The following is a 19,184-nucleotide window of genomic DNA, read 5'->3' as shown; positions in this document are numbered from 1 at the left end:
GTCAGGCTCGCCGCCTCGTCCACGGAGTGAGTACGTACTGGACCGCGACCAGCAGCGCGTCCGCGACCAGCGCGAGCAGCAGGGTCAGGACCACGCCGACGATCACCGGCGTCGGGAAGTTGCGCTGGAAGCCGTCCGTGAAGAGCTGGCCGAGTCCGCCGTCGCCGATGTAGGTCGCGACGGAGACCAGGGAGATCGACATGACCGTCGCGATCCGCACGCCCGCCATGATCACGGGGAGGGCGAGCGGGAGTTCGACGGTGAGCAGGGTCCGCAGCGGGCGGGTGCCCATCGCCTTGGCGGCCTCCTTGGTCTTCACGGGGACCGAGTCGAGGCCCTCGACCGTGTTCCGGAGCAGGACGACCAGGGTGTAGACCGTCAGGCCGATGACCGTGGTGGTGCGGGTCAGGCCGCTCACCGGGAGCAGGAGGACGAAGATCGCGATCGACGGGATCGTGAAGAGGACGTTCGAGAGGCCGAGGAACACGCCGCGCAGGGCGCGCACCCGGTGGGCCACGACGGCCAGCGGGAGGGAGATCAGCAGCCCGAAGAAGACGGCCAGCAGCGCGGCCTGGAGGTGGGAGAGGGCGAGGGAGGTGAGGTCGTGGGTGTGGTCGCCTATCCAGGACCAGTCGACGGTCATATCGCCACGCTCGCGGTGCCGTGGGTGCCGTGCCCGTGCGTCTTGCTCGCGTGCTCGTGGATGTCGTCGCGGGAGGTGACGCCGGTGAGCACGCCCTCGGCGTCTACACGTGCCACCAGTCCGTTGGGCGAGGCGATGGACTCGTTGAGCGCCGCCAGCAGGGAGTCGGTGTCCTTGAGCGGCCGTACGGGGAGTTCGGCGTCGTCCGCCGTCGCGCGCCAGTGCCGCGGCTTGCGGGCCTCGTCGAGGACGAGGGTCCAGGCGCCGCCCTCGGGGGCCGGGCCCTGCGGTACGTCGGCGAGGTGCTGGAGCGAGAGGAGCTTCAGGCCCCGCTCGGCGCCGAGGAAGTCGGCGACGAAGTCGTCCGCGGGGCGGGCGAGCAGGTCGGCCGGGGTCGCGCACTGCACCAGATGGCCGCCGGTGCGGAAGATCGCGATCTGGTCGCCGAGCCGGACGGCCTCGTCGATGTCGTGGGTGACGAAGACGATGGTCTTGCTGAGCTCCTTCTGGAGGCGGAGCAGTTCGTCCTGGAGCTGGGTGCGCACGACCGGGTCGACCGCGCCGAAGGGCTCGTCCATGAGCAGGACGGGCGGGTCGGCGGCGAGCGCGCGGGCCACGCCGACGCGCTGCTGCTGGCCGCCGGAGAGCTGGTGCGGGTAGCGCTTGCCGGCGTCGGCGGCGAGGCCGACGGTCTCCAGGAGCTCGGCCGCCCGCGCCCTGGCCTTCTTGCGGCCCCAGCCCAGCAGCAGCGGCACGGTGGCGATGTTGTCGAGCACGGTGCGGTGCGGGAAGAGGCCGGCCTGCTGGATGACGTACCCGATGGAGCGGCGCAGTTCGGCCGCGTCCTGTTCGAGGACGTCCTTGCCGCCGACGCGGATGGTGCCGGAGGTCGGATCGACCATCCGGTTGATCATCCGGAGGGTGGTGGTCTTACCGCAACCGGAGGATCCGACGAGGACGGTCACGCCGCCTTCCGGCATCTCCAGAGAGAGGTCGTGGACTGCGGTGGTGCCGTTCGGGAAGCGCTTGTGGACCGTGTCGAACTGGATCATGAGGTGTCCCTTGCCCGGTCTGCATATCGTCATGCAGAGTTCTCTGTACCTGAATAGGTTGTCAACGGTCCGGTGTTAATCGCTGGTTACTTATGGCCACCAGGCAAGATCCAATGTCTGGATTGAGGGGAGTTTTTGCTCTATGTCGTCTCGGAATGCGGACACGTCGAGTGCGGTGGTGGCCGGCCTCACCGCCGGTCTCGTGGTGCTCGACGGGTGCAGCACCGGTGTCACCGACATCGTGCGGCTCGCCGACGGGGCCGCCCGGCCCGTTCCCGGCACCGAGGCGATGAAGCGCGTCGAGCAGTCCTGGGACGCCGCCCGGCAGATCGCCGCCACCGGTCGCGTCTACGGACGCTCGACCGGCGTCGGCGCCAACCGGAACGAGGACGTGCCGACCGAGGCCGCCGCCGAGCACGGGCTGCGCCTGCTGCGCAGCCACGCCGGTGCCATCGGCGAGGAGCTGCCCGCCCGCCAGGTCCGGGCCATGCTCGCCGTCCGCGCCAACCAGCTCCTGGCGGGCGGAGCGGGCCTGCGGCCCACCGTCGTCACGGCTCTGTGCGAGGCCCTGGAGACCGGCGCGTACCCGGTCGTGAACGAGTTCGGGTCGGTGGGTACGGGGGACATCGCGGCGCTGGCCCAGGTGGGCCTTGCGCTGGTGGGGGAGCATCCCTGGCGGGGGCCGGAGCAGGGTGCGCCGCCCCAGGCGCAGGCTCCGTCGGTCCAGGCCCAGGGGCAGGCTCCGTCGGTCCAGGCCCGAGGGCAGGCTCCGTCGGGCCAGACCCAGGGGCCGTCGCCGCTCGGTCTCGGGGAGAGGGTGACGTCCTTCGGGGAGGAGGTGTCGTCCGTCGGGCAGGGCCTGCCCCCCGAACCCCAGCCCCTCGACAACAACGACGCCCTCGCCCTCATCAGCAGCAACGCCCTCACCCTCGGGCAGTCCGCGCTCGCCCTGGACGAGCTGCGGGGACTGATCGAGGCCACCCAGGTCGTCGCCGCGCTGTCCCTGCTGGCCGTCGACGGATCGCACGAGGCGTACGCGGCGCCCGTGCACGCCGCGCGCCCGCACAAGGGCTCGGCCGAAGTCGCGCGCCGGATGCGGGAGTTGATCGGAGCGGCGGACCGGCCCACCCCGCCGCTCGGGCGGATCCAGGACCCGTACGGCTTCCGGTGCGTCCCGCAGATCCACGGGCCCGCGCAGGACGCCGCGGACGCCCTCGAAGGCGTCCTGGTCGTCGAGATCAACGCCGCCGCCGAGAACCCCCTCATCTCGCCCGAGGACATGGCCGCGTACCACCACGGCGGCTTCTACCAGGCCCAACTCGCCCTAGCCCTCGACCATTTCAGGCTCGCCGTCACACAGGTGGCGCGGCTGTCGACCTCCCGGCTCTCCACCCTCAACGAACCCGCCTACACCCGCCTGCGCCCCTTCCTCGCCGACCACGAGCCCGCGTCCTCCGGCGTGATGATCCTGGAGTACGCCGCAGCCGCCGCCCTCGGCGACCTGCGTGCCTTCTCCGCGCCCGCCTCGCTCGGCCACGCTGTACTCTCCCGGGGCGTCGAGGAACAGGCGAGCTTCGCCTCGCTCGCCGCACGGCAGACACTGCGGGCGTGCGGTGCCTACCGTCTCGTCGTGGGCTGCGAACTGGTCTCCGCCGTACGGGCGCTGCGCCAGCGCGATCTGCGGCCCGACCCGGAGCTGCCGGTCGGACGGGCGATGGAACTGGCCGAGTCCGTGCTCGGCCTGGACCAGACCGACCGGCCGCTGACGGACGACGTGACGGCGGCGGCCGCGCTGCTCGACCGGTTCACGGACATCTGGAGGGGGAGCGAGTCATGAGCGTGGACAGGAGCACGGACGTGAGCGCGGAGGCGAAAGCCGGCGTGAGGGCCGATGTGAAGGCCGGCATGAAGGCCGATGTGAAAGCCGACGTCAAAGCCGACGAGAGCGTGATGGACAGTCCCGCCGGGCGCCTGCAGGCGCTCTTCGAGGGGCACCGGCTGACGCCCACCCAACGGCGCATCGCGCACAGCATGGTGCGCAGCGCCGCCGACGTGCCGTTCCTCTCCAGCGTCGAACTCGCCGAACTCGCCGGGGTCAGCCAGCCCTCCGTCACCCGCTTCGCGGTCGCGCTCGGCTTCGACGGCTATCCGGCGCTGCGCAAGCACCTGCGCGAGGTCGCACCCACCGAACAGACGGCGGCCCCGGGCTCGTACAACGAGTACCAGCAGGCCGTCGAGGCCGAGATCGAGAACCTGAGGCACCTCGCCGAGGTGCTCGCCGACCCGCGCCCGGTGCAGCGCGCGGGGCGGCTGCTCGCCGCCTCCCGTCCGCTCCCGGTGCTCGGACTGCGCGCCGCCGCCTCCCAGGCGTACGGCTTCGCGTACTTCGCCGCCAAGGTCCACCCGGACGTACGGCTGCTGCACGAGGGCGGCACCATGCTGCACGACCGCATCGACGCGGCCGTCCACGCCGGAGCCACCGCCCTGCTCTGCTTCGCGCTGCCCCGCCACCCGCGCGAGGTCGTGGACTCGCTCGCCTATGCCAAGGAGGCCGGGCTGACGGTGGTGACGGTCGCGGACTCCGCGTTCGCGCCGGTCGCCAAGGTCTCGGACCTCCTCCTGCCCGCCGCCGTCGGCACCGGGCTCGCTTTCGACACGGCCTGCTCCCCGATGCTCCTCGGGCGCGTCCTGCTGGAGGCGATGTGCGACGACATCCCGGACGCCCAGACGCGGCTGGAGGAGTTCGACGCGCGGGCGGCGGCCAGGGGCCTGTTCGTGGAGTAGTCACGGTTCGGTGGAGCGGCCCCGCTTCTCAGACTCGTCTCACCTTCGCTCGTTAGCGTGCCCGCCCAAAGACGCTGAAGAGGCAAGCACGGGAGGCGGAGAACGTGGCGCGCGGAGGGCAGGGGCTGGCTCGGGTGGCCGTCGTGGTGAGAGCCGGGGCGGCACCACTGTGGTGGTTCGGTGTGTTCGCGGCGGGTATCGGGGTGCTGTTGCCGGGGCTGACCGGACGCCGGATCGGGGTCATGGCCGGGGCCGCGCTGTTCATCCTCGCGGCCGTCGTGGTGGCGTACACCCGCAGGAAGCGGTACGCCGCACTCGTCCGCTCGGCCGCACGCGCGAGCAAGCAGGACGTGCTCCAGGACCGGGCCGTGACGGTACGCAACTGGCGCCGGGGCCATCGTCGGTGGCTGCTGCTCGCCTTCGTGGCCGCGCTCGGCAGCTCCTTCGCGGTGCCCGCCGCGGGCGGCATGCTGCTCGCCGGTGCGGGCGTCGGGCTGTGGCTCAAGGCCGGCTGGCTCGGGCGCCGGGAACGCGCCGAGGAGGCGCTGATCTGGGTGCGCGTCGACTGGCTCGGCCGACGCGCCGGGGCTCCCGCCGGAAAGCCGGTCAAGGCCTGCCGGGCCACCGGAGTGGCGGCCGGCGACGCCGCGCCCGGCGGAGCGCGACGCCGCTGACCCGAGGCGGCGACAGGGAGGTCGCTACACCTCGAGGTCCGCCTCGATCCTCTTCAACTGGTGCCGGGCCATCGCCAGGTTGGACCGTTTGGCGTCGAGCACCAGGTACAGGAAGAGCCCGTTGCCGCCACGCCCCTTGATCAGCCGGATCAGGTGGTACTGGTCGGACAGCGTGATCAGGATGTCCTCGATCTCGCCCTTCAGCCCGAGGTGCTCCATGGTGCGGATCTTGGCGCGGACCACGTCGGTGTTGCCCGCCGCCGCCACGGTGAGGTCGAAGCCCTTGCTGCCGCCGATCGTGCCCAGCGCCATTCCGCTGGTGTAGTCGACGAGGGCGGCTCCGGTCGCGCCTTCGATGGAGGCGAGTGCTTCCTTCAGCGCGGTTTCGGTGTTGGTCATGGTGTGGTTCTTCCTTTCGGCTTGTCGGTCCGACTTTTCGGCCCGACTTCGGCCCGACCTTCGGTCCGACTTCTCGGTCAGCTTTCCGATGCGGTAGGGGTGTTGGGGGTGGGGGTCGGGGGCGTTCGGGGAGTGCCGCGCGCCGTACGGGTACGCGTCGGCATGGAGGCGGGCCGCGTGGGAGCCCGCGCCGGGGTGACCGGTTCGCCGCGCGCCGTCGCGGCCTCCACGAGCTCGCCGATCCGGGTACCGGAACGGCGCCCCTCCAGATGCAACCGGCCGACGTTGACCCGGTCCTGGGCCAGCAGCGTCAGCACGGCGGAGCCGCCCGCCGCGTACGTCGCCACATAGCCGTCGACGCCGCGCACCAGCAGCTCGCGGAACTCGCCCTGCCCGGTGGCGTCCGCCATCCGCACGGCCACCCCCAGCGCGGCCGCGGTGAGCGCGGCCACGCCCTCGGGCTCCACTCCGGGTGTGTCGTGGGCGAGTACGAGTCCGTCGACGCTGGCCGCCAGCGCACCGGTCAGCTGGGGCACACGGGCCCTCAACCGGTGCAGCTCGTCGAGGACTTCGGGTTCCGCCGCCATCAGCAGTCTCCTCTCGGCACGCTGTCGCAGCGCGCGGATCACAGGGCCTCCAGCGCGTCTCGGAGCCGGCGCAACAACGCGACGTCGGGATCGGCGGAAGACTGGGTGAGCACCTTGGGCAACGGCGCACGCTCCGGCGCGTTCGCCGCCGTGACGAGCCCGGCCGCGGCCAGCCGGCGGACGTCGACGAGGGTGTGGAACGCGGGCCGCCCCAGGGCGAGCGAGATGTCCGACGCCGTCCGCAGACCGTCCACCCGGCCGAGGACGGCCCACTGGCGCAGGGGGACCGACGGTTCGGCGGCGCGCCGGGCGCGTGCCAACGGGGCGGTGTCGGTCGCCGGGTCGGGCCAGACCCGGTGCAGCAGCTGGCGGCGGCGCAGCGTCTCACGCTCCACCGCGGCCACGGGCACGGGACGCACGGGGCCGAGCCAGTGCGCGGCCCCGTACCGGAACCGGGCCGGAGTGCTGCTCGGCCCCAGCACGAAGTACGCCGCGTCGTACAGCGCCCCGAGATGGCACAGCTCCAGCGCGCCCTCGGCGATCCGCCCGCGCTCGACCAGGAACCGCCCGACCCGCCGCCGCGCCCCGGCCTCGGCCACCGCCTCCCGCCAGGACTCGGCCGCCAGCACTCCGCGCGCGGTGAGCAGTACGTCGAGCGAGGGGGTGGCGGGGCTCTCGGCGTGCACGACCTCTCCGTCACAGAGATAGAGCACCCCGCGCTCGCGCACCAGCACGCCGGTGGCCCGCTCGGCGGCGAGTCGGCTGAGCATGGGCGAGAGGCCGGCGGGGACCGTCGCCCTGTCGTTGTTGTTGTCGTTGTTGTTGTCGTTGTTGTCGTTGTTGTTGCGGTCGTGGTCTTGGCCGCTGTCCTTGTGCACGGCGAGTTCGGGTGCCGGCGGTGTTCTGACCGTCGTCATCCCAGTACCAGCCGTCCGGCCATCTCGCCGAGCCGGATCCGGGCCAGCGCGAGATTGCCGTCCGCCCGGTCCAGCCACAGATGCAGGAACACACTGCTGTCGAACGTGGTCCTGACGAACCGCAGCAGGTGGTAGCTGTCACGGTTGCTGACGATCAGGTCCTCGACCGGGGTCTCCTGCTCGGACCAGTCGGACCCGTCGGACGGGGCGAACGCCTTGTGCTCCGCGGCGAGCCGGGCGAGCTCGGCCGCCTCCGCCGCGGTCGTCTCGTGGTCACCGCCCGGGGCGTCCCCGACCGTGCCCAGGGCCAGCCCGCTGGTCCAGTCGACCACCGCGGCGCCCCGGGCACCGGGCAGTCGCATGGCTTCCAGTAGGCACTCGTCGATTCCGGGCACCACGTATCCCCTCCCGCCAAAGGGTTCGGCCGAGTGACGCCGAAGTTACGCAACGTGTGCGCGACGGGTGAGGGATCTGGCATTTTCCTGTGGAACATGCGCGCGGTGACTAAGGTGGGTCAACTGACCATATTTTCAGTCCTCTCGAGGCTGTTCGGATGCCGGTCAGGGCGTTGCGAAGGCGTGCCAGGGGGCGCTCGCAGGTCCGCAGGGGTGCGCGCCGGGGCCACGCACGCCGTGTTCTATTTCGGGGTGCCAGGTGCCAGGTGCCAGGTGTCGGGCGTCGGGTGCCAGGCGCCGGGTGCTGGGGCTACAGCGCCGTAAGTGCCGTCGGCCGTGCGCCGCCCGACTCCGCGACGATCTCCTCGACGCCCTGCTGCTCACGTACGACCGCGAACCGCACGTCCGTACCCCCGTTGCCGTTGGCGTTGCCGCCCTCGACCGACGCGAAGCCGTAAACGCCGGGCCGGGCCAGGGAGTTGTACGCGTAATGGTGGGCGAAGTAGTACGCGCCCGTGTCCAACGCCGCCGCGTAGTCGCCCTGTTCGAGCAGCGGGAGCGCGCGCCCCTCGGCGAGCAGGTCGCCCGCGAAACAGGCGGGCCCCGCGATGTCCTGGACGACGTCCGGCCCCGCCTTGGGGCGCCCCTCCGTGTCGTACGCGGCGATCCGCAGCGGCCAGGACCCGGGCGCGTACACCGTGCGGGTCGCGATCTGCACCCCGGCGTGCGTCACCGCGACCGGCCGGCCCCCGGCGGACTTCGCGTACTCGACCCGCGCGACCACGGTCCCGTGCTTGGCCAGCAGCGACCGCCCGAACTCGGTGACCAGCCCGTACCGCCCGTCGAAGAGCCCCGGCACCGCCTCGGCGAGCAGCCGTGCGTACTGCGCGTACGTCGGGGTCGTGACGTCGGAGCCGAAGTTGACCGGCAGTCCGCCGCCGATGTCGAGCGTGTCGATCTGCTGCCGCCCGACACGCCGGTTGATCTCCTCGGCGAGTGCGTACGTCTCCGCGATCCCCCGCGCCATCAGCGAGAGCGGGATGCCCTGCGATCCGGTGTGCGCGTGCAGCCGGGTCAGCCACGGACGGTCGGCGTACGCCTGGACGATCCACTCCCGAGCACCCTCGTCGCGCAGCGCGACCCCGAACTTCGAGGTCGCCGTCGCCGTGGACAACGCCTCGATGGAACCCCCGCCGACCTGCGGGTTCACTCGGATTCCGATGGGGGAGCGGGGGTGCGGGGATCCCGCGGGACCGCCGTTCGGCCCATGGGGCAGGTCCCCCACCAGGCCGTTGAGGCGGTCCAGCTCCTGCGGATTGTCCGCGTTGACGGCGATGCCCAGCGCCAGTGCCTCGCGCAGCTCGGTGATCGTCTTGGCGGGTGAGTCGAGCACGGTCTCGGAGGGTGGCACTCCGGCCGCCCGTGCGAGGGCGAGCTCGCCGGGGCTCGCGACCTCCGCGCCGATGCCGTGCTCGTGCAGCAGCCGCAGTACGGGCACCAGCGGGGTCGCCTTCACCGCGAAGGCGTGCAGCACGGGCGTGCCCGGCGCCGTCACCGCGTCGAAGGCGGCCCGCAGCTCCGCCGCCGAGGCCTTGATGCCGGGAACGTCGAGGAGGGCGATGATGGGGGCCTCGGGCCCCAGCAGTCCATGAGCCACGGCGGCCCGGACGGCATCGTCGCGCCGCGCCACGCGATCGGAGCCGGACTCGCCCCCGCCCACCGAAGGCGCCCCACCCGCCGAAGCCCCACCCGAAGGCGCCGCCGCCGAAGACATCCCGGTCGAAGGCGTCCCCGTCGAAGACGCCCTGGTCCCTGCTGCCCCATCGCTCACTGAATCCTCCGTCGCGTCCCTGTCTGTGCCCATACATCCCAGCCAAACATCCGCGCCACGCCCCTGCTGGCCCGCTCATCTATTGACTAGCTCTATTCAAGAAGCCAGGATGTGAATATCTACTGCAACAGTCCGCTAGGAGGCAGACCATGTCAGGACCCCGCCCCGTCCGAGCGCCGCGCGGTACGGAACTGAGTGCCCTGGGATGGCAGCAGGAAGCCGCCCTGCGGATGCTGCAGAACAACCTCGACCCCGAGGTCGCCGAGCACCCCGACAAGCTCGTCGTCTACGGCGGCACCGGCAAGGCCGCCCGCGACTGGCGTTCCTTCGACGCCATGGTCCGCACGCTGCGCACCCTCAAGCAGGACGAGACGATGCTCGTCCAGTCCGGCCGCCCCGTCGGCGTGATGCAGACCCACGAGTGGGCCCCGCGCGTCCTCATCGCCAACTCCAACCTGGTCGGCGACTGGGCGAACTGGGAGGAGTTCCGCCGTCTGGAGGCCCTCGGCCTCACCATGTACGGCCAGATGACCGCCGGCTCCTGGATCTACATCGGCACCCAGGGCATCCTCCAGGGCACCTACGAGACCTTCGCCGCCGTCGCCGCCAAGAAGTTCAACGGCACGCTCGCGGGCACCATCACCCTGACCGCGGGCCTCGGCGGCATGGGCGGCGCCCAGCCGCTCGCCGTGACGATGAACGACGGCGTCGCGATCTGTATCGACGTCGACCCGCGCGCCATCGAGCGCCGCATCGAGCACCGCTACCTGGACGTGAAGGCCGACTCCCTGGAGCACGCCCTCCAGCTCGCCGTCGAGGCCCGCGACCAGCGCAAGCCGCTCTCCATCGGTCTGCTCGGCAACGCCGCCGAGCTGCTGCCCCGCATGCTCGCCGAGAGCGCCCCCATCGACATCGTGACCGACCAGACCTCGGCCCACGACCCGCTGGCCTACCTCCCCATCGGCATCGACTTCGACGACATGGCCGACGCGGCCGCCAAGGACCCGGCGGGCTTCACCACCCGCGCCCGTGAGTCCATGGCCAAGCACGTCGAGGCGATGGTCGGCTTCATGGACGCCGGCGCCGAGGTCTTCGACTACGGCAACTCGATCCGCGGCGAGGCCCAGCTCGCCGGGTACGACCGCGCGTTCGCCTTCCCCGGCTTCGTCCCCGCCTACATCCGCCCCCTCTTCTCCGAGGGCAAGGGCCCCTTCCGCTGGGCGGCCCTGTCCGGCGAGGCCTCCGACATCCACAAGACGGACAAGGCGATCCTCGACCTCTTCCCGGAGAACGAGTCCCTGCACCGCTGGATCAAGCTGGCCGGTGAGCGCGTCCACTTCCAGGGCCTGCCCGCCCGTATCTGCTGGCTCGGCTACGGCGAGCGGGACAAGGCCGGCGAGCGGTTCAACGACATGGTGGCGAGCGGCGAGCTGGCGGCCCCGCTGGCCATCGGCCGCGACCACCTCGACTGCGGCTCCGTCGCCTCCCCGTACCGCGAGACCGAGGCCATGCTCGACGGCTCCGACGCGATCGCCGACTGGCCGCTGCTCAACGCCATGGTGAACGTCGCCTCCGGCGCCTCCTGGGTCTCCATCCACCACGGCGGCGGCGTCGGCATGGGCCGCTCCATCCACGCCGGCCAGGTGTCCGTCGCCGACGGCACCAAGCTGGCCGGCGAGAAGATCCGCCGCGTGCTCACCAACGACCCCGGCATGGGCGTCATCCGTCACGTCGACGCCGGGTACGACATCGCCGAGTCCGTCGCCCAGGAGCGCGGCGTGCGCATCCCGATGCGCGAAGGCGACGAGGGCGGCGCCGCGTGACCTTCCACAGCATGTGGGCGGAGCTGCTGCCGATCGGCCGCAGCTCCGCCTCCGGCGGCTACCGCCGCTTCGCCTGGACCGGGGCCGACGCCGACTGCCGGGCCTGGTTCCGGACCCAGGCCGAGTCCCGCGGGCTGCGCTACGAGCTGGACCGCAACGGCAACCAGTGGGCCTGGCTCGGCGACCCCGCCGAGGGCGACGCCGTCGTCACCGGCTCCCACCTGGACTCCGTGCCCGACGGCGGGGCCTTCGACGGGCCCCTCGGCGTGGTGTCCTCCTTCGCCGCCCTGGACGAACTGCGCGCCCGGCAGGCGGAGTTCACCCGTCCCCTCGCCATCGTCAACTTCGGTGACGAGGAGGGTGCCCGGTTCGGGCTCGCCTGTGTCGGCTCCCGGCTGGCCGCCGGACAGCTCACCGTCGAGCAGGCGCACCGGCTGACCGACGGCGACGGCATCACGCTCCCGCAGGCCATGGAGCGCGCCGGACACGACCCCGACACCATCGGTCCCGACCCCGAGCGCCTCGCCCGCATCGGTGCCTTCGTCGAACTGCACGTCGAGCAGGGCCGCGCCCTCGACCTCAGCGGCGACCAGGTCGGCATCGCCAGTGCCATCTGGCCGCACGGCCGCTGGCGCTTCGACTTCCGGGGCGAGGCCAACCACGCGGGCACCACCCGGCTCGTCGACCGCCGCGACCCGATGCTGTCGTACGCGGAGACCGTGCTCGCCGCCCGCCGGGAGGCCCAGCTCGCCGGTGCCGTCGCCACCTTCGGCAAGATCTCCGTCGAGCCGAACGGCGTGAACGCCATCCCCTCCCTCGTGCGCGGCTGGCTCGACTCCCGCGCCGCTGACCAGGCGACCCTCGACACGGTCGTCACCGGCGTCGAGAAGGCGGCCCGCGAGTACGCGGAGGCCCAGGGCGTCGAACTCGACGTCGTCCGCGAGTCGTTCACCCCCGTCGTCGAGTTCGAGCACGCCCTGCGCGACGAGCTCGCCCGCATCCTGGGCAAGGACGGGGAAAGCGCCGCGGGACTCACGGTTCCCGTCCTGGGCACGGGCGCCGGACACGACGCCGGAATCCTCTCCGGGACCGTCCCGACCGCCATGCTGTTCGTACGCAACCCCACGGGTGTCTCGCACTCCCCGGCCGAGTACGCCGCCGAGGACGACTGCGTGGCCGGGGTGACCGCACTCGCCGACGTACTCGAAGGGCTGGCCTGCAGGTGACGCAGACGTACTGGCTTGAACACGCCTGGCTCGACACTCACGTCGAGCCGGGCGTGGCCCTGGACGTGAGCGACGGGCGGATCACCGCCGTCCGCGAGAACACCGCCACCCCGCCCCCCGGCGCCGAGATCCTCCGCGGACTCACCCTCCCCGGCCTCGCCAACGCCCACTCGCACGCCTTCCACCGCGCCCTGCGCGGCACCGTCCAGGTCGGCTCCGGCACCTTCTGGACCTGGCGCGAGATCATGTACTCCTTCGCGGACCGGCTGACTCCGGACACGTACCACGCGCTCGCCCGCACCGTGTACGCGGAGATGGCGCTCGCGGGCGTCACGGCCGTCGGCGAGTTCCACTACGTGCACCACACCCCCGGCGGCACCCCGTACGCCGACCCGAACGCGATGGGCGAGGCGCTCATCGCGGCCGCGGGCGAGGCCGGCATCCGGATCACCCTCCTCGACACGGCCTATGTGTCCGCCGGCTTCGGACAGCCGCCCAACCGCCACCAGCTCCGCTTCTCCGACGGCAGCGCGGAGGCCTGGGCGGAACGCTCTTCACTTCTCAAGGACCGTGATCACGCACGGATCGGTGCGGCCATCCACTCCGTACGGGCCGTGCCCGCCGGACAGCTGGCGACGGTCGCGCGCTGGGCCGAGGAGCGGCGGGCCCCGCTGCACGTGCATCTGTCGGAGCAGACGGCGGAGAACGACGCCTGCCTGGCCGCCCACGGGTGCACCCCGACGCGGCTCCTCGCCGACCACGGCGTGCTCGGCTCCCGCACGACCGGCGTCCACAACACGCACCTCACGGACGAGGACATCGCGCTGCTGGGCGACTCCCGGACGGGCACGTGCATGTGCCCGACGACGGAACGGGACCTGGCGGACGGCATCGGCCCCGCCGTCGCTCTCCAGCGAGCCGGCTCGCCCCTCTCCCTCGGCTCCGACAGCCACGCCGTCATCGACCTCCTCGAAGAGGCCCGCGCGATGGAGCTGAACGAGCGCCTGCGCACCCGCACCCGAGGTCACTGGACGGCGGCCGCCCTGCTGCGCGCCGCCTCCGCCGACGGCCACGCGGCCCTCGGCTGGCAGGACGCGGGCATCCTCGAAGCGGGCGCGCTCGCCGACTTCACGACGGTCGCCCTCGACTCGGTCAGAACTGCGGGACCGGTGCCGCGCCTGGGCGCCGAGACGGCCGTATTCGCGGCGACGGCGGCCGACGTACGGCACACCGTCGTGGGCGGCCGGCATGTCGTACGCGACGGGGCGCACGCTCTTGTTCCCGATGTGCCGCAGGCCCTCGCGCGGGCAGTCGAAGCCCTGCGCGCCTAGAGACGACCGCCGAACCCCGCCCCCACGAGGACGCCATGAGCAGCACCACCGGCACGACCACCGTCATCACCAACATCGCCAGCCTGGTCACCAACGATCCCTCCCTCGGTGACGGGTCCCCCCTCGGTCTGATCCAGGACGCGGCCGTCGTCATCGAAGGCGACCGCATCGCGTGGACCGGTGACTCAAGAAAAGCACCCGCCACTGACAACCGGGTCGACGCCGGTGGCCGGGCCGTGATCCCGGGCTTCGTGGACTCCCACTCGCACCTCGTCTTCGCGGGCGACCGCACCCAGGAGTTCAACGCCCGCATGTCGGGCCGCGGCTACACGGCGGGCGGCATCCGCACCACCGTCGCCGCCACCCGCGCCGCCAGCGACGAGGACCTGGAGCGCAACCTCACGCACTACCTCCACGAGGCCCTGCGCCAGGGCACCACCACCTTCGAGACCAAGTCGGGCTACGGCCTCACCGTCGAGGACGAGGCCCGGGCGCTGCGCATCGCGGCGGCGCACACCGACGAGGTCACCTACCTCGGCGCGCACATCGTCTCCCCGGACTACGCCGACGACCCGGCCGCGTACGTGGCCCTGGTGACCGGCGAGATGCTCGACGCCTGTGCCCCGTACGCCCGTTGGATCGACGTCTTCTGCGAGAAGGGCGCCTTCGACGGCGACCAGGCCCGCGCGATCCTCACGGCAGGCACGGCGAAGGGCCTGCACCCGCGCGTCCACGCCAACCAGCTCTCGTACGGCCCCGGTGTCCAGCTCGCCGTCGAACTCGACGCGGCGAGCGCCGACCACTGCACCCACCTCACGGACGCGGACGTCGAGGCCCTGGCGAACGGCCGTACGGTCGCGACCCTGCTCCCCGGCGCCGAGTTCTCCACCCGCGCCGAGTGGCCGGACGCCCGCCGCCTCCTGGACGCGGGCGTGACCGTCGCCCTCTCCACCGACTGCAACCCGGGCTCGTCCTTCACCTCCTCCGTCCCGTTCTGCATCGCGCTGGCGGTACGGGACATGGGGATGACCCCGGACGAGGCGGTCTGGTCGGCCACGGCGGGCGGCGCGGCGGCCCTGCGCCGCACGGACATCGGCCGCCTCACCGTCGGCGCCCGCGCCGACCTCGCCCTCCTGGACGCGCCCAGCCACGTCCACCTCGCCTACCGGCCGGGCGTACCGCTGGTCACCGGCGTCTGGCGGCGCGGCGCACGCGAGGTCTGAGGCCGGGGTCACGAGTCCGAGGCGGCTAGGCCGGGGTCACGGCGCCGGCATCAGGACGCCGGGGTCACGGCGCCGGCATCAGGACGCCGGGGTCACGAGGCCCCCGCCCGCCACCGCTGACTCGTGCCCCCGTCGAGCGGCAGCAGGGACAGGCCGTCCCCGCCGCTCGGTGTGACCGCGGTCTCGACGGCGATGGACGGGCGGATCACGCCGTCGTCGTCCACGGTGAACCTCAGGTTCTGGCCGTGGCTGCCGTCGATCGAGCCGCAGTCCCAGATCCCGACGCCGTTGTCGACGGAGCCGCGGCTGTCCAGACAGAGGTCGGAGTCGGCGTACGACTGCAGGACGCCGCGCCCGGAGTCGACCCGCCACCGCTGGGTGCGGGCCGAGGTGCAGGGGGCCGTGACGACATCCGTGCCCTGCGTCAGATCGCCGTCGCGGATGTCCAGGCACAGGCCCGAGGCGAGGTTCACGACCTGGGCGTAGCTGCTGCCCGGCGGGTAGGTCGGGGTGGGCGTGGGGGACGGCGCCGCACTGGCCGATCTCGAGGGGGAGGGGCTCCGCGTCGGGGAAGTCGGGGAAGGGGACTCGCTGGTCGCGGAGGGCAGCGGGGCCGGGGGTGAGGGGGTCGCCGAGACGGTCGCCGTCACCGTCACCTGCGGCACGCTCGACGGGGTGGTGACCGAGCCCGCCGTGTTCTGGGACGGTGAGCCGCCCGACGACAGCACGACGAACATCAGCGGCACCAGGGCGACGCCGAGGGCCGCCGCCGAGGTGAGGACGAAACGGCGGGACGGCGGCCAGGGCCCCGACGAGGCGGGAACGCCGGGCCGGGGTTCGCCCGCCTCGCTCATGACGTACGCCGTGCCCGCCCAGGGCAGCAGTCCCTCGGCCAGGGCGGTGCGCGGATGGTCGCGCAGGGCGGACAGCTCCTCGTACGCCGTCGTGCAGTGCGCGCAGTGCGCCATGTGGGCGTGCAGATCGGGGCTGGACCGGGGGTTGTCCGGCCGTAGCGATTCCTCGATCAACCGTCGGAAGTCCCCGCAGCGTGGGTCGTCGGAGGCGGCGAGCCGGGACTTCAGACAGGCCTGGCCCAGGGCGTGCAGCGCGGGCTGTGCGCCGTACGTCACGTCCTCACGGGTGAGGCCGAGCAGGACGGCCGCCCGGTCGGCGGGTTCCTCTTCCACGACCCCGTACCAGAGCAGGCCCTGGGTGCGGGACGGGAGGGACTGGAACGGGGCGAGCATGGGCGGCACGGGCCCGCCGGGGCCGGCCGCGCTCAGCACGAGGAGCAGACCGGGGTCGAGGCCGGCGGCCCGTTCGTCCCTCGCCCACGAGGCGGCCACCTGCCCCGCCAGCAGCAGGAGCCGGTGGCGCCAGGGGGCGCTCGGGTTCGATCCGCGCGCCGTCTCCTGGGCCGCCAGGGTGAACGCCTGCGCCGCGAGCTGCCGCGCGGCCGACTCGCTGCGGGTGCACAGGCGGGCGTAGGCGAGGACGGACGGGCGGTGCCGCTCGCGGAGCTCCTGGAGGGCCGGATACGCGCTGGGGGTGTCGGCGCTCAGCAGTTCGGTGAGCCGCGTGTCGGACGCGCCCGCGTCGTCCTGAGCCATGTGCCGGCCTCCTCGTACCCCGTACGGTCACTCGCCCCCGTCCTGACATACCAGCCAGTTTGGAGTGCTCATAGTGACGGGGGTGGGCCTTTGAGAAAAGAGGGAGGACGGAGACCAAGAAAAAAAGCGGTCCGGCGCTTTCGGCGCCGGACCGCTCTCAGCTGAGAAGAGGTGCCGGAGGGGGCGGGGAGCGTCACTCCTCGACGGTCACTCCTCGACGGTCAATCCTCGACCGTCAGTCCTCGACCGTCAGTCCCTTCCGCAGTCGCACCAGCGTCCGCGACAGCAGCCGCGACACATGCATCTGCGAGATCCCGAGCTCGTCACCGATCTCGGACTGGGTCATGTTGGCGACGAAGCGCAGCGAGAGGATCTGCCGGTCGCGCGAGGGGAGTTCGGCGATCAGGGGCTTGAGGGACTCCACGTACTCGATGCCCTCGAGGCCGTGGTCCTCGTAGCCGATGCGGTCCGCGAGCGCGCCTTCGGAGTCGTCCTCCTCGGGCTGGGCGTCCAGCGAACTGGCGGTGTAGGCGTTCGAGGCGGCCATGCCCTCGACGACCTCGTCGTTGGTGATGCCCAGGCGCTCCGCCAACTCGCCCACCGTGGGCGCCCGGTCGAGCTGCTGGGCGAGCTCGTCGCCCGCCTTGGCCAGGTCGAGACGGAGTTCCTGCAGTCGGCGCGGTACGCGCACGGACCAGGAGGTGTCGCGGAAGAAGCGCTTGATCTCGCCGATGATGGTCGGCATCGCGAACGTGGGGAACTCGACGCCGCGGCTCAGTTCGAAGCGGTCGATCGCCTTGATCAGGCCGATCGTGCCGACCTGGATGATGTCCTCCATCGGCTCGCTGCGGGAGCGGAAGCGGGAGGCGGCGAACTTGACCAGCGCGAGGTTGAGCTCGACCAGCGTGTTGCGCACGTACGAGTAGTCGTGGGTGCCTTCTTCGAGGGACTCCAGCCGCTCGAAGAGGGTCTTGGACAGGGCCCGTGCGTCCACCGGTCCCACCTCGTCGTACGGGGGGATCTCGGGAAGTCCGTCCAGTCCGTCGAGTCCGCTGGTTCCGGTTTCGTCGAGACGCTCCGGGCGTTCCAGAGAAGGTGTCGACGTCGCCGTCTGGGTCTGCGATGCGTCGAGCCGGGGTGACATGGTGTCCTCCATCGTTCTCGGCATATGGCCGCCGAAGCCAATGCGTGCACTGCGGTGTGCGGGCGCCTCCAAAGCCGGCCGTGTCGAATAGGTGTCAGTACTAGCCCTACCCGCTTTCGCGCGTCGCCCGCAAGTGCGTTGCGCGGTGAAATGTCCATTTTCAGGGGGTTGTTCGGGTGTCGGGGATCGTAAGGAAGGCGTAGTGTTCGAGTGCGTACATCAGCAGTCGCGACGCTCGGGAGAGAGACGGCATGGACCGCCAGACGGTCGGCAGCGCACAGTCGGGCCGGCTTCTAGTCGAGGTGCGGGAAGAGGGCTCAAGCGCCGTCGTGACCCCCGCGGGTGAGTTGGATCACCACACGGCTGAATTGTTGCGTGAGCCACTCGAGGACTGCCTTGACAAGGGTCGCTCGCGACTGGTCGTGGACTGCTCGCGACTGGAGTTCTGCGATTCCACCGGGCTGAATGTGCTGCTCGGTGCCCGGCTGAAGGCCGAGGCCGCGGGGGGCGGAGTCCACCTGGCGGGGATGCTGCCGGTGGTGGCCCGGGTCTTCGAGATCACCGGGGCCGAGGCCGTCTTCACCGTCCACGAGACGCTCGATGCGGCCCTGGCCGACTAGCCGGGGCGGTCGGGGCCCCGCCTCGGCATGCTCCGCAGTGCCCCCTGCGATCGCGGCATCGCCCGCGTCACACGATCCCCGTCGCACAAAGGGGGTGTTCCGACGGATCGGTCGGGCAGGAGACAACCTGACTATGTCGGCAACAATCGGTGGGAACGTCGTAGGTGATCGTCGTAGATATTCGTCCGGACGCCCTGAGTGCGGAAGCACCCGCGGCGCGTACCACATGCTGAGTGCTGAGTCTTGAATCGTGAAACTGGTGAATCGGTGAGGTGAAGCGCTGATGAGCACCACCCGGCCTTACTCGCCGGGCGACCGCGGCCCGGAGTCGGGCGACGGCGGCGCTTCCGGGGCGCCTGGGGGCGGCGGCCTGGCCGTCCCGTCCGGGGGGCGTCAGGCCCGCAGACTGAGCTTCGACGGCGAGAGCGGCGTCGTGCCGCTGGCCCGCGACTTCGCGCGCCAGGCGCTGCACGCGTGGGGCTGGCTGCCCGCCGCGAGCGCCGACCGGCGGGCCGCCGCCGAGGACGTCCTGCTGGTCGTCTCCGAACTCGTCACCAACGCCTGCCTGCATGCCGAGGGCCCGGACGAGCTGCGGATCTCCTGCGACAACAAGGTGCTGCGCGTCGAGGTCTCCGACCGCGGCGCGGGCCAGCCCGCCCCGCGCACCCCGCACCGCGCCGGCCGCCCCGGCGGCCACGGCATGTTCATCGTGCAGCGGCTGTGTCTGGACTGGGGGGTCGTGCGCACTCCAGGGGTCACGGGCAAGACGGTGTGGGCGGAACTCGGGGCGCCCGCGTAGCCCCACCCGATCCCGGGTGCGACTCCCACCTCGGGTTACCCGCGGTTCGAACCCTTCTTCGTACGTTGCCGAACGCGCGCCGGATCTCCTCGGATCCGGCGCGCACTTTGTCTTCCCTCCACAAGG

At 72.0% G+C, this 19,184-nt stretch carries 18 protein-coding genes; 9 read left to right on the top strand and 9 right to left on the bottom strand.

What is annotated here, in order from left to right:
* Nucleotide 1: 1 nt before the first annotated feature.
* Nucleotides 2-643, bottom strand: coding sequence for an ABC transporter permease (locus AQJ27_RS32010; RefSeq protein ID WP_067376123.1), 642 nt, complete (start codon nucleotides 641-643; stop codon nucleotides 2-4).
* Nucleotides 640-1,695: an ABC transporter ATP-binding protein gene (locus AQJ27_RS32005; protein WP_067376121.1), complete on the bottom strand. Its 1,056-nt coding sequence runs from the start codon at nucleotides 1,693-1,695 to the stop codon at nucleotides 640-642. Before AQJ27_RS32005 ends, AQJ27_RS32010 begins: the two co-directional genes overlap by 4 nt.
* Before the next feature lie 142 nt (nucleotides 1,696-1,837).
* Here AQJ27_RS32005 and AQJ27_RS32000 point away from each other — a divergent pair, with 142 nt between their 5' ends.
* The 3 genes from AQJ27_RS32000 to AQJ27_RS31990 all read left to right on the top strand — a co-directional run bounded on the left by AQJ27_RS32000 (nucleotide 1,838) and on the right by AQJ27_RS31990 (nucleotide 5,153).
* The gene (locus AQJ27_RS32000; protein ID WP_067376119.1) at nucleotides 1,838-3,532 is read left to right on the top strand and encodes an aromatic amino acid ammonia-lyase; all 1,695 of its coding nucleotides are present in this window, start codon (nucleotides 1,838-1,840) and stop codon (nucleotides 3,530-3,532) included.
* Nucleotides 3,533-3,600: 68 nt separating this feature from the next.
* Nucleotides 3,601-4,479: a MurR/RpiR family transcriptional regulator gene (locus tag AQJ27_RS31995; RefSeq protein WP_067376522.1), complete on the top strand. Its 879-nt coding sequence runs from the start codon at nucleotides 3,601-3,603 to the stop codon at nucleotides 4,477-4,479.
* Nucleotides 4,480-4,583: 104 nt separating this feature from the next.
* Nucleotides 4,584-5,153, top strand: a complete 570-nt coding sequence (locus tag AQJ27_RS31990; RefSeq protein WP_067376116.1) for a hypothetical protein — start codon at nucleotides 4,584-4,586, stop codon at nucleotides 5,151-5,153.
* A 24-nt stretch (nucleotides 5,154-5,177) separates the two neighbouring features.
* Here AQJ27_RS31990 and AQJ27_RS31985 read toward each other — a convergent pair whose 3' ends face one another.
* From AQJ27_RS31985 to AQJ27_RS31965, 5 genes are all read right to left on the bottom strand, one after another.
* Nucleotides 5,178-5,552, bottom strand: coding sequence for a roadblock/LC7 domain-containing protein (locus tag AQJ27_RS31985; RefSeq protein ID WP_054231414.1), 375 nt, complete (start codon nucleotides 5,550-5,552; stop codon nucleotides 5,178-5,180).
* Between the two features lie 77 nt (nucleotides 5,553-5,629).
* Nucleotides 5,630-6,139: a roadblock/LC7 domain-containing protein gene (locus AQJ27_RS31980; protein ID WP_067376115.1), complete on the bottom strand. Its 510-nt coding sequence runs from the start codon at nucleotides 6,137-6,139 to the stop codon at nucleotides 5,630-5,632.
* A gap of 38 nt (nucleotides 6,140-6,177) precedes the next feature.
* Nucleotides 6,178-6,909 (bottom strand): hypothetical protein, encoded by a 732-nt coding sequence (locus tag AQJ27_RS31975; protein WP_067376518.1) that lies wholly within the window; start codon nucleotides 6,907-6,909, stop codon nucleotides 6,178-6,180.
* 143 nt (nucleotides 6,910-7,052) lie between these two features.
* Complete coding sequence (locus AQJ27_RS31970) at nucleotides 7,053-7,451, bottom strand: hypothetical protein (protein ID WP_054236907.1); 399 nt, start codon at nucleotides 7,449-7,451, stop codon at nucleotides 7,053-7,055.
* Nucleotides 7,452-7,761: 310 nt separating this feature from the next.
* Nucleotides 7,762-9,225: a type III PLP-dependent enzyme domain-containing protein gene (locus AQJ27_RS31965; RefSeq protein ID WP_079065409.1), complete on the bottom strand. Its 1,464-nt coding sequence runs from the start codon at nucleotides 9,223-9,225 to the stop codon at nucleotides 7,762-7,764.
* A gap of 206 nt (nucleotides 9,226-9,431) precedes the next feature.
* On the opposite strand from AQJ27_RS31965, the gene hutU reads away from it, so the two are divergent.
* From hutU to hutI, 4 genes are read left to right on the top strand one after another with little or no spacing between them, the layout of a single operon-like run.
* Entirely contained in the window at nucleotides 9,432-11,105 is a 1,674-nt protein-coding gene (hutU, locus tag AQJ27_RS31960) for a urocanate hydratase (RefSeq protein ID WP_067376111.1), read from the top strand.
* A complete protein-coding gene (locus AQJ27_RS31955) occupies nucleotides 11,102-12,331 on the top strand; it encodes an allantoate amidohydrolase (protein WP_067376109.1) in 1,230 nt (409 codons plus the stop codon). The genes hutU and AQJ27_RS31955 overlap by 4 nt, the downstream gene beginning before the upstream one ends.
* Nucleotides 12,322-13,662, top strand: a complete 1,341-nt coding sequence (locus AQJ27_RS31950; RefSeq protein WP_096240112.1) for a formimidoylglutamate deiminase — start codon at nucleotides 12,322-12,324, stop codon at nucleotides 13,660-13,662. The genes AQJ27_RS31955 and AQJ27_RS31950 overlap by 10 nt, the downstream gene beginning before the upstream one ends.
* Nucleotides 13,663-13,697: 35 nt before the next feature.
* Nucleotides 13,698-14,885 carry an imidazolonepropionase gene (hutI, locus tag AQJ27_RS31945; RefSeq protein WP_067376105.1) on the top strand — a complete coding sequence of 396 codons (1,188 nt, stop codon included), beginning with the start codon at nucleotides 13,698-13,700 and terminating at the stop codon, nucleotides 14,883-14,885.
* Nucleotides 14,886-14,977: 92 nt separating this feature from the next.
* Here the strand turns inward: hutI and AQJ27_RS31940 are convergent, their stop codons facing one another.
* Both AQJ27_RS31940 and AQJ27_RS31935 read right to left on the bottom strand, forming a co-directional pair.
* Complete coding sequence (locus tag AQJ27_RS31940) at nucleotides 14,978-16,495, bottom strand: RICIN domain-containing protein (protein ID WP_067376104.1); 1,518 nt, start codon at nucleotides 16,493-16,495, stop codon at nucleotides 14,978-14,980.
* 235 nt (nucleotides 16,496-16,730) lie between these two features.
* Nucleotides 16,731-17,651 carry an RNA polymerase sigma factor SigF gene (locus AQJ27_RS31935; RefSeq protein ID WP_425275238.1) on the bottom strand — a complete coding sequence of 307 codons (921 nt, stop codon included), beginning with the start codon at nucleotides 17,649-17,651 and terminating at the stop codon, nucleotides 16,731-16,733.
* 239 nt (nucleotides 17,652-17,890) lie between these two features.
* Here AQJ27_RS31935 and AQJ27_RS31930 point away from each other — a divergent pair, with 239 nt between their 5' ends.
* On the top strand, nucleotides 17,891-18,259 hold the full coding sequence (locus AQJ27_RS31930; RefSeq protein ID WP_067376101.1) for an STAS domain-containing protein: 369 nt from the start codon (nucleotides 17,891-17,893) through the stop codon (nucleotides 18,257-18,259).
* A 283-nt stretch (nucleotides 18,260-18,542) separates the two neighbouring features.
* Nucleotides 18,543-19,058, top strand: coding sequence for an ATP-binding protein (locus AQJ27_RS31925; RefSeq protein WP_067376099.1), 516 nt, complete (start codon nucleotides 18,543-18,545; stop codon nucleotides 19,056-19,058).
* The last annotated feature ends 126 nt before the right edge of the window (nucleotides 19,059-19,184 follow it).

The organism is Streptomyces olivochromogenes (assembly GCF_001514115.1).
Lineage (GTDB): Bacteria > Actinomycetota > Actinomycetes > Streptomycetales > Streptomycetaceae > Streptomyces > Streptomyces olivochromogenes.
Note: the sequence above shows the minus strand (reverse complement) of the source record. Positions and strands in the feature narration are given on the sequence as shown.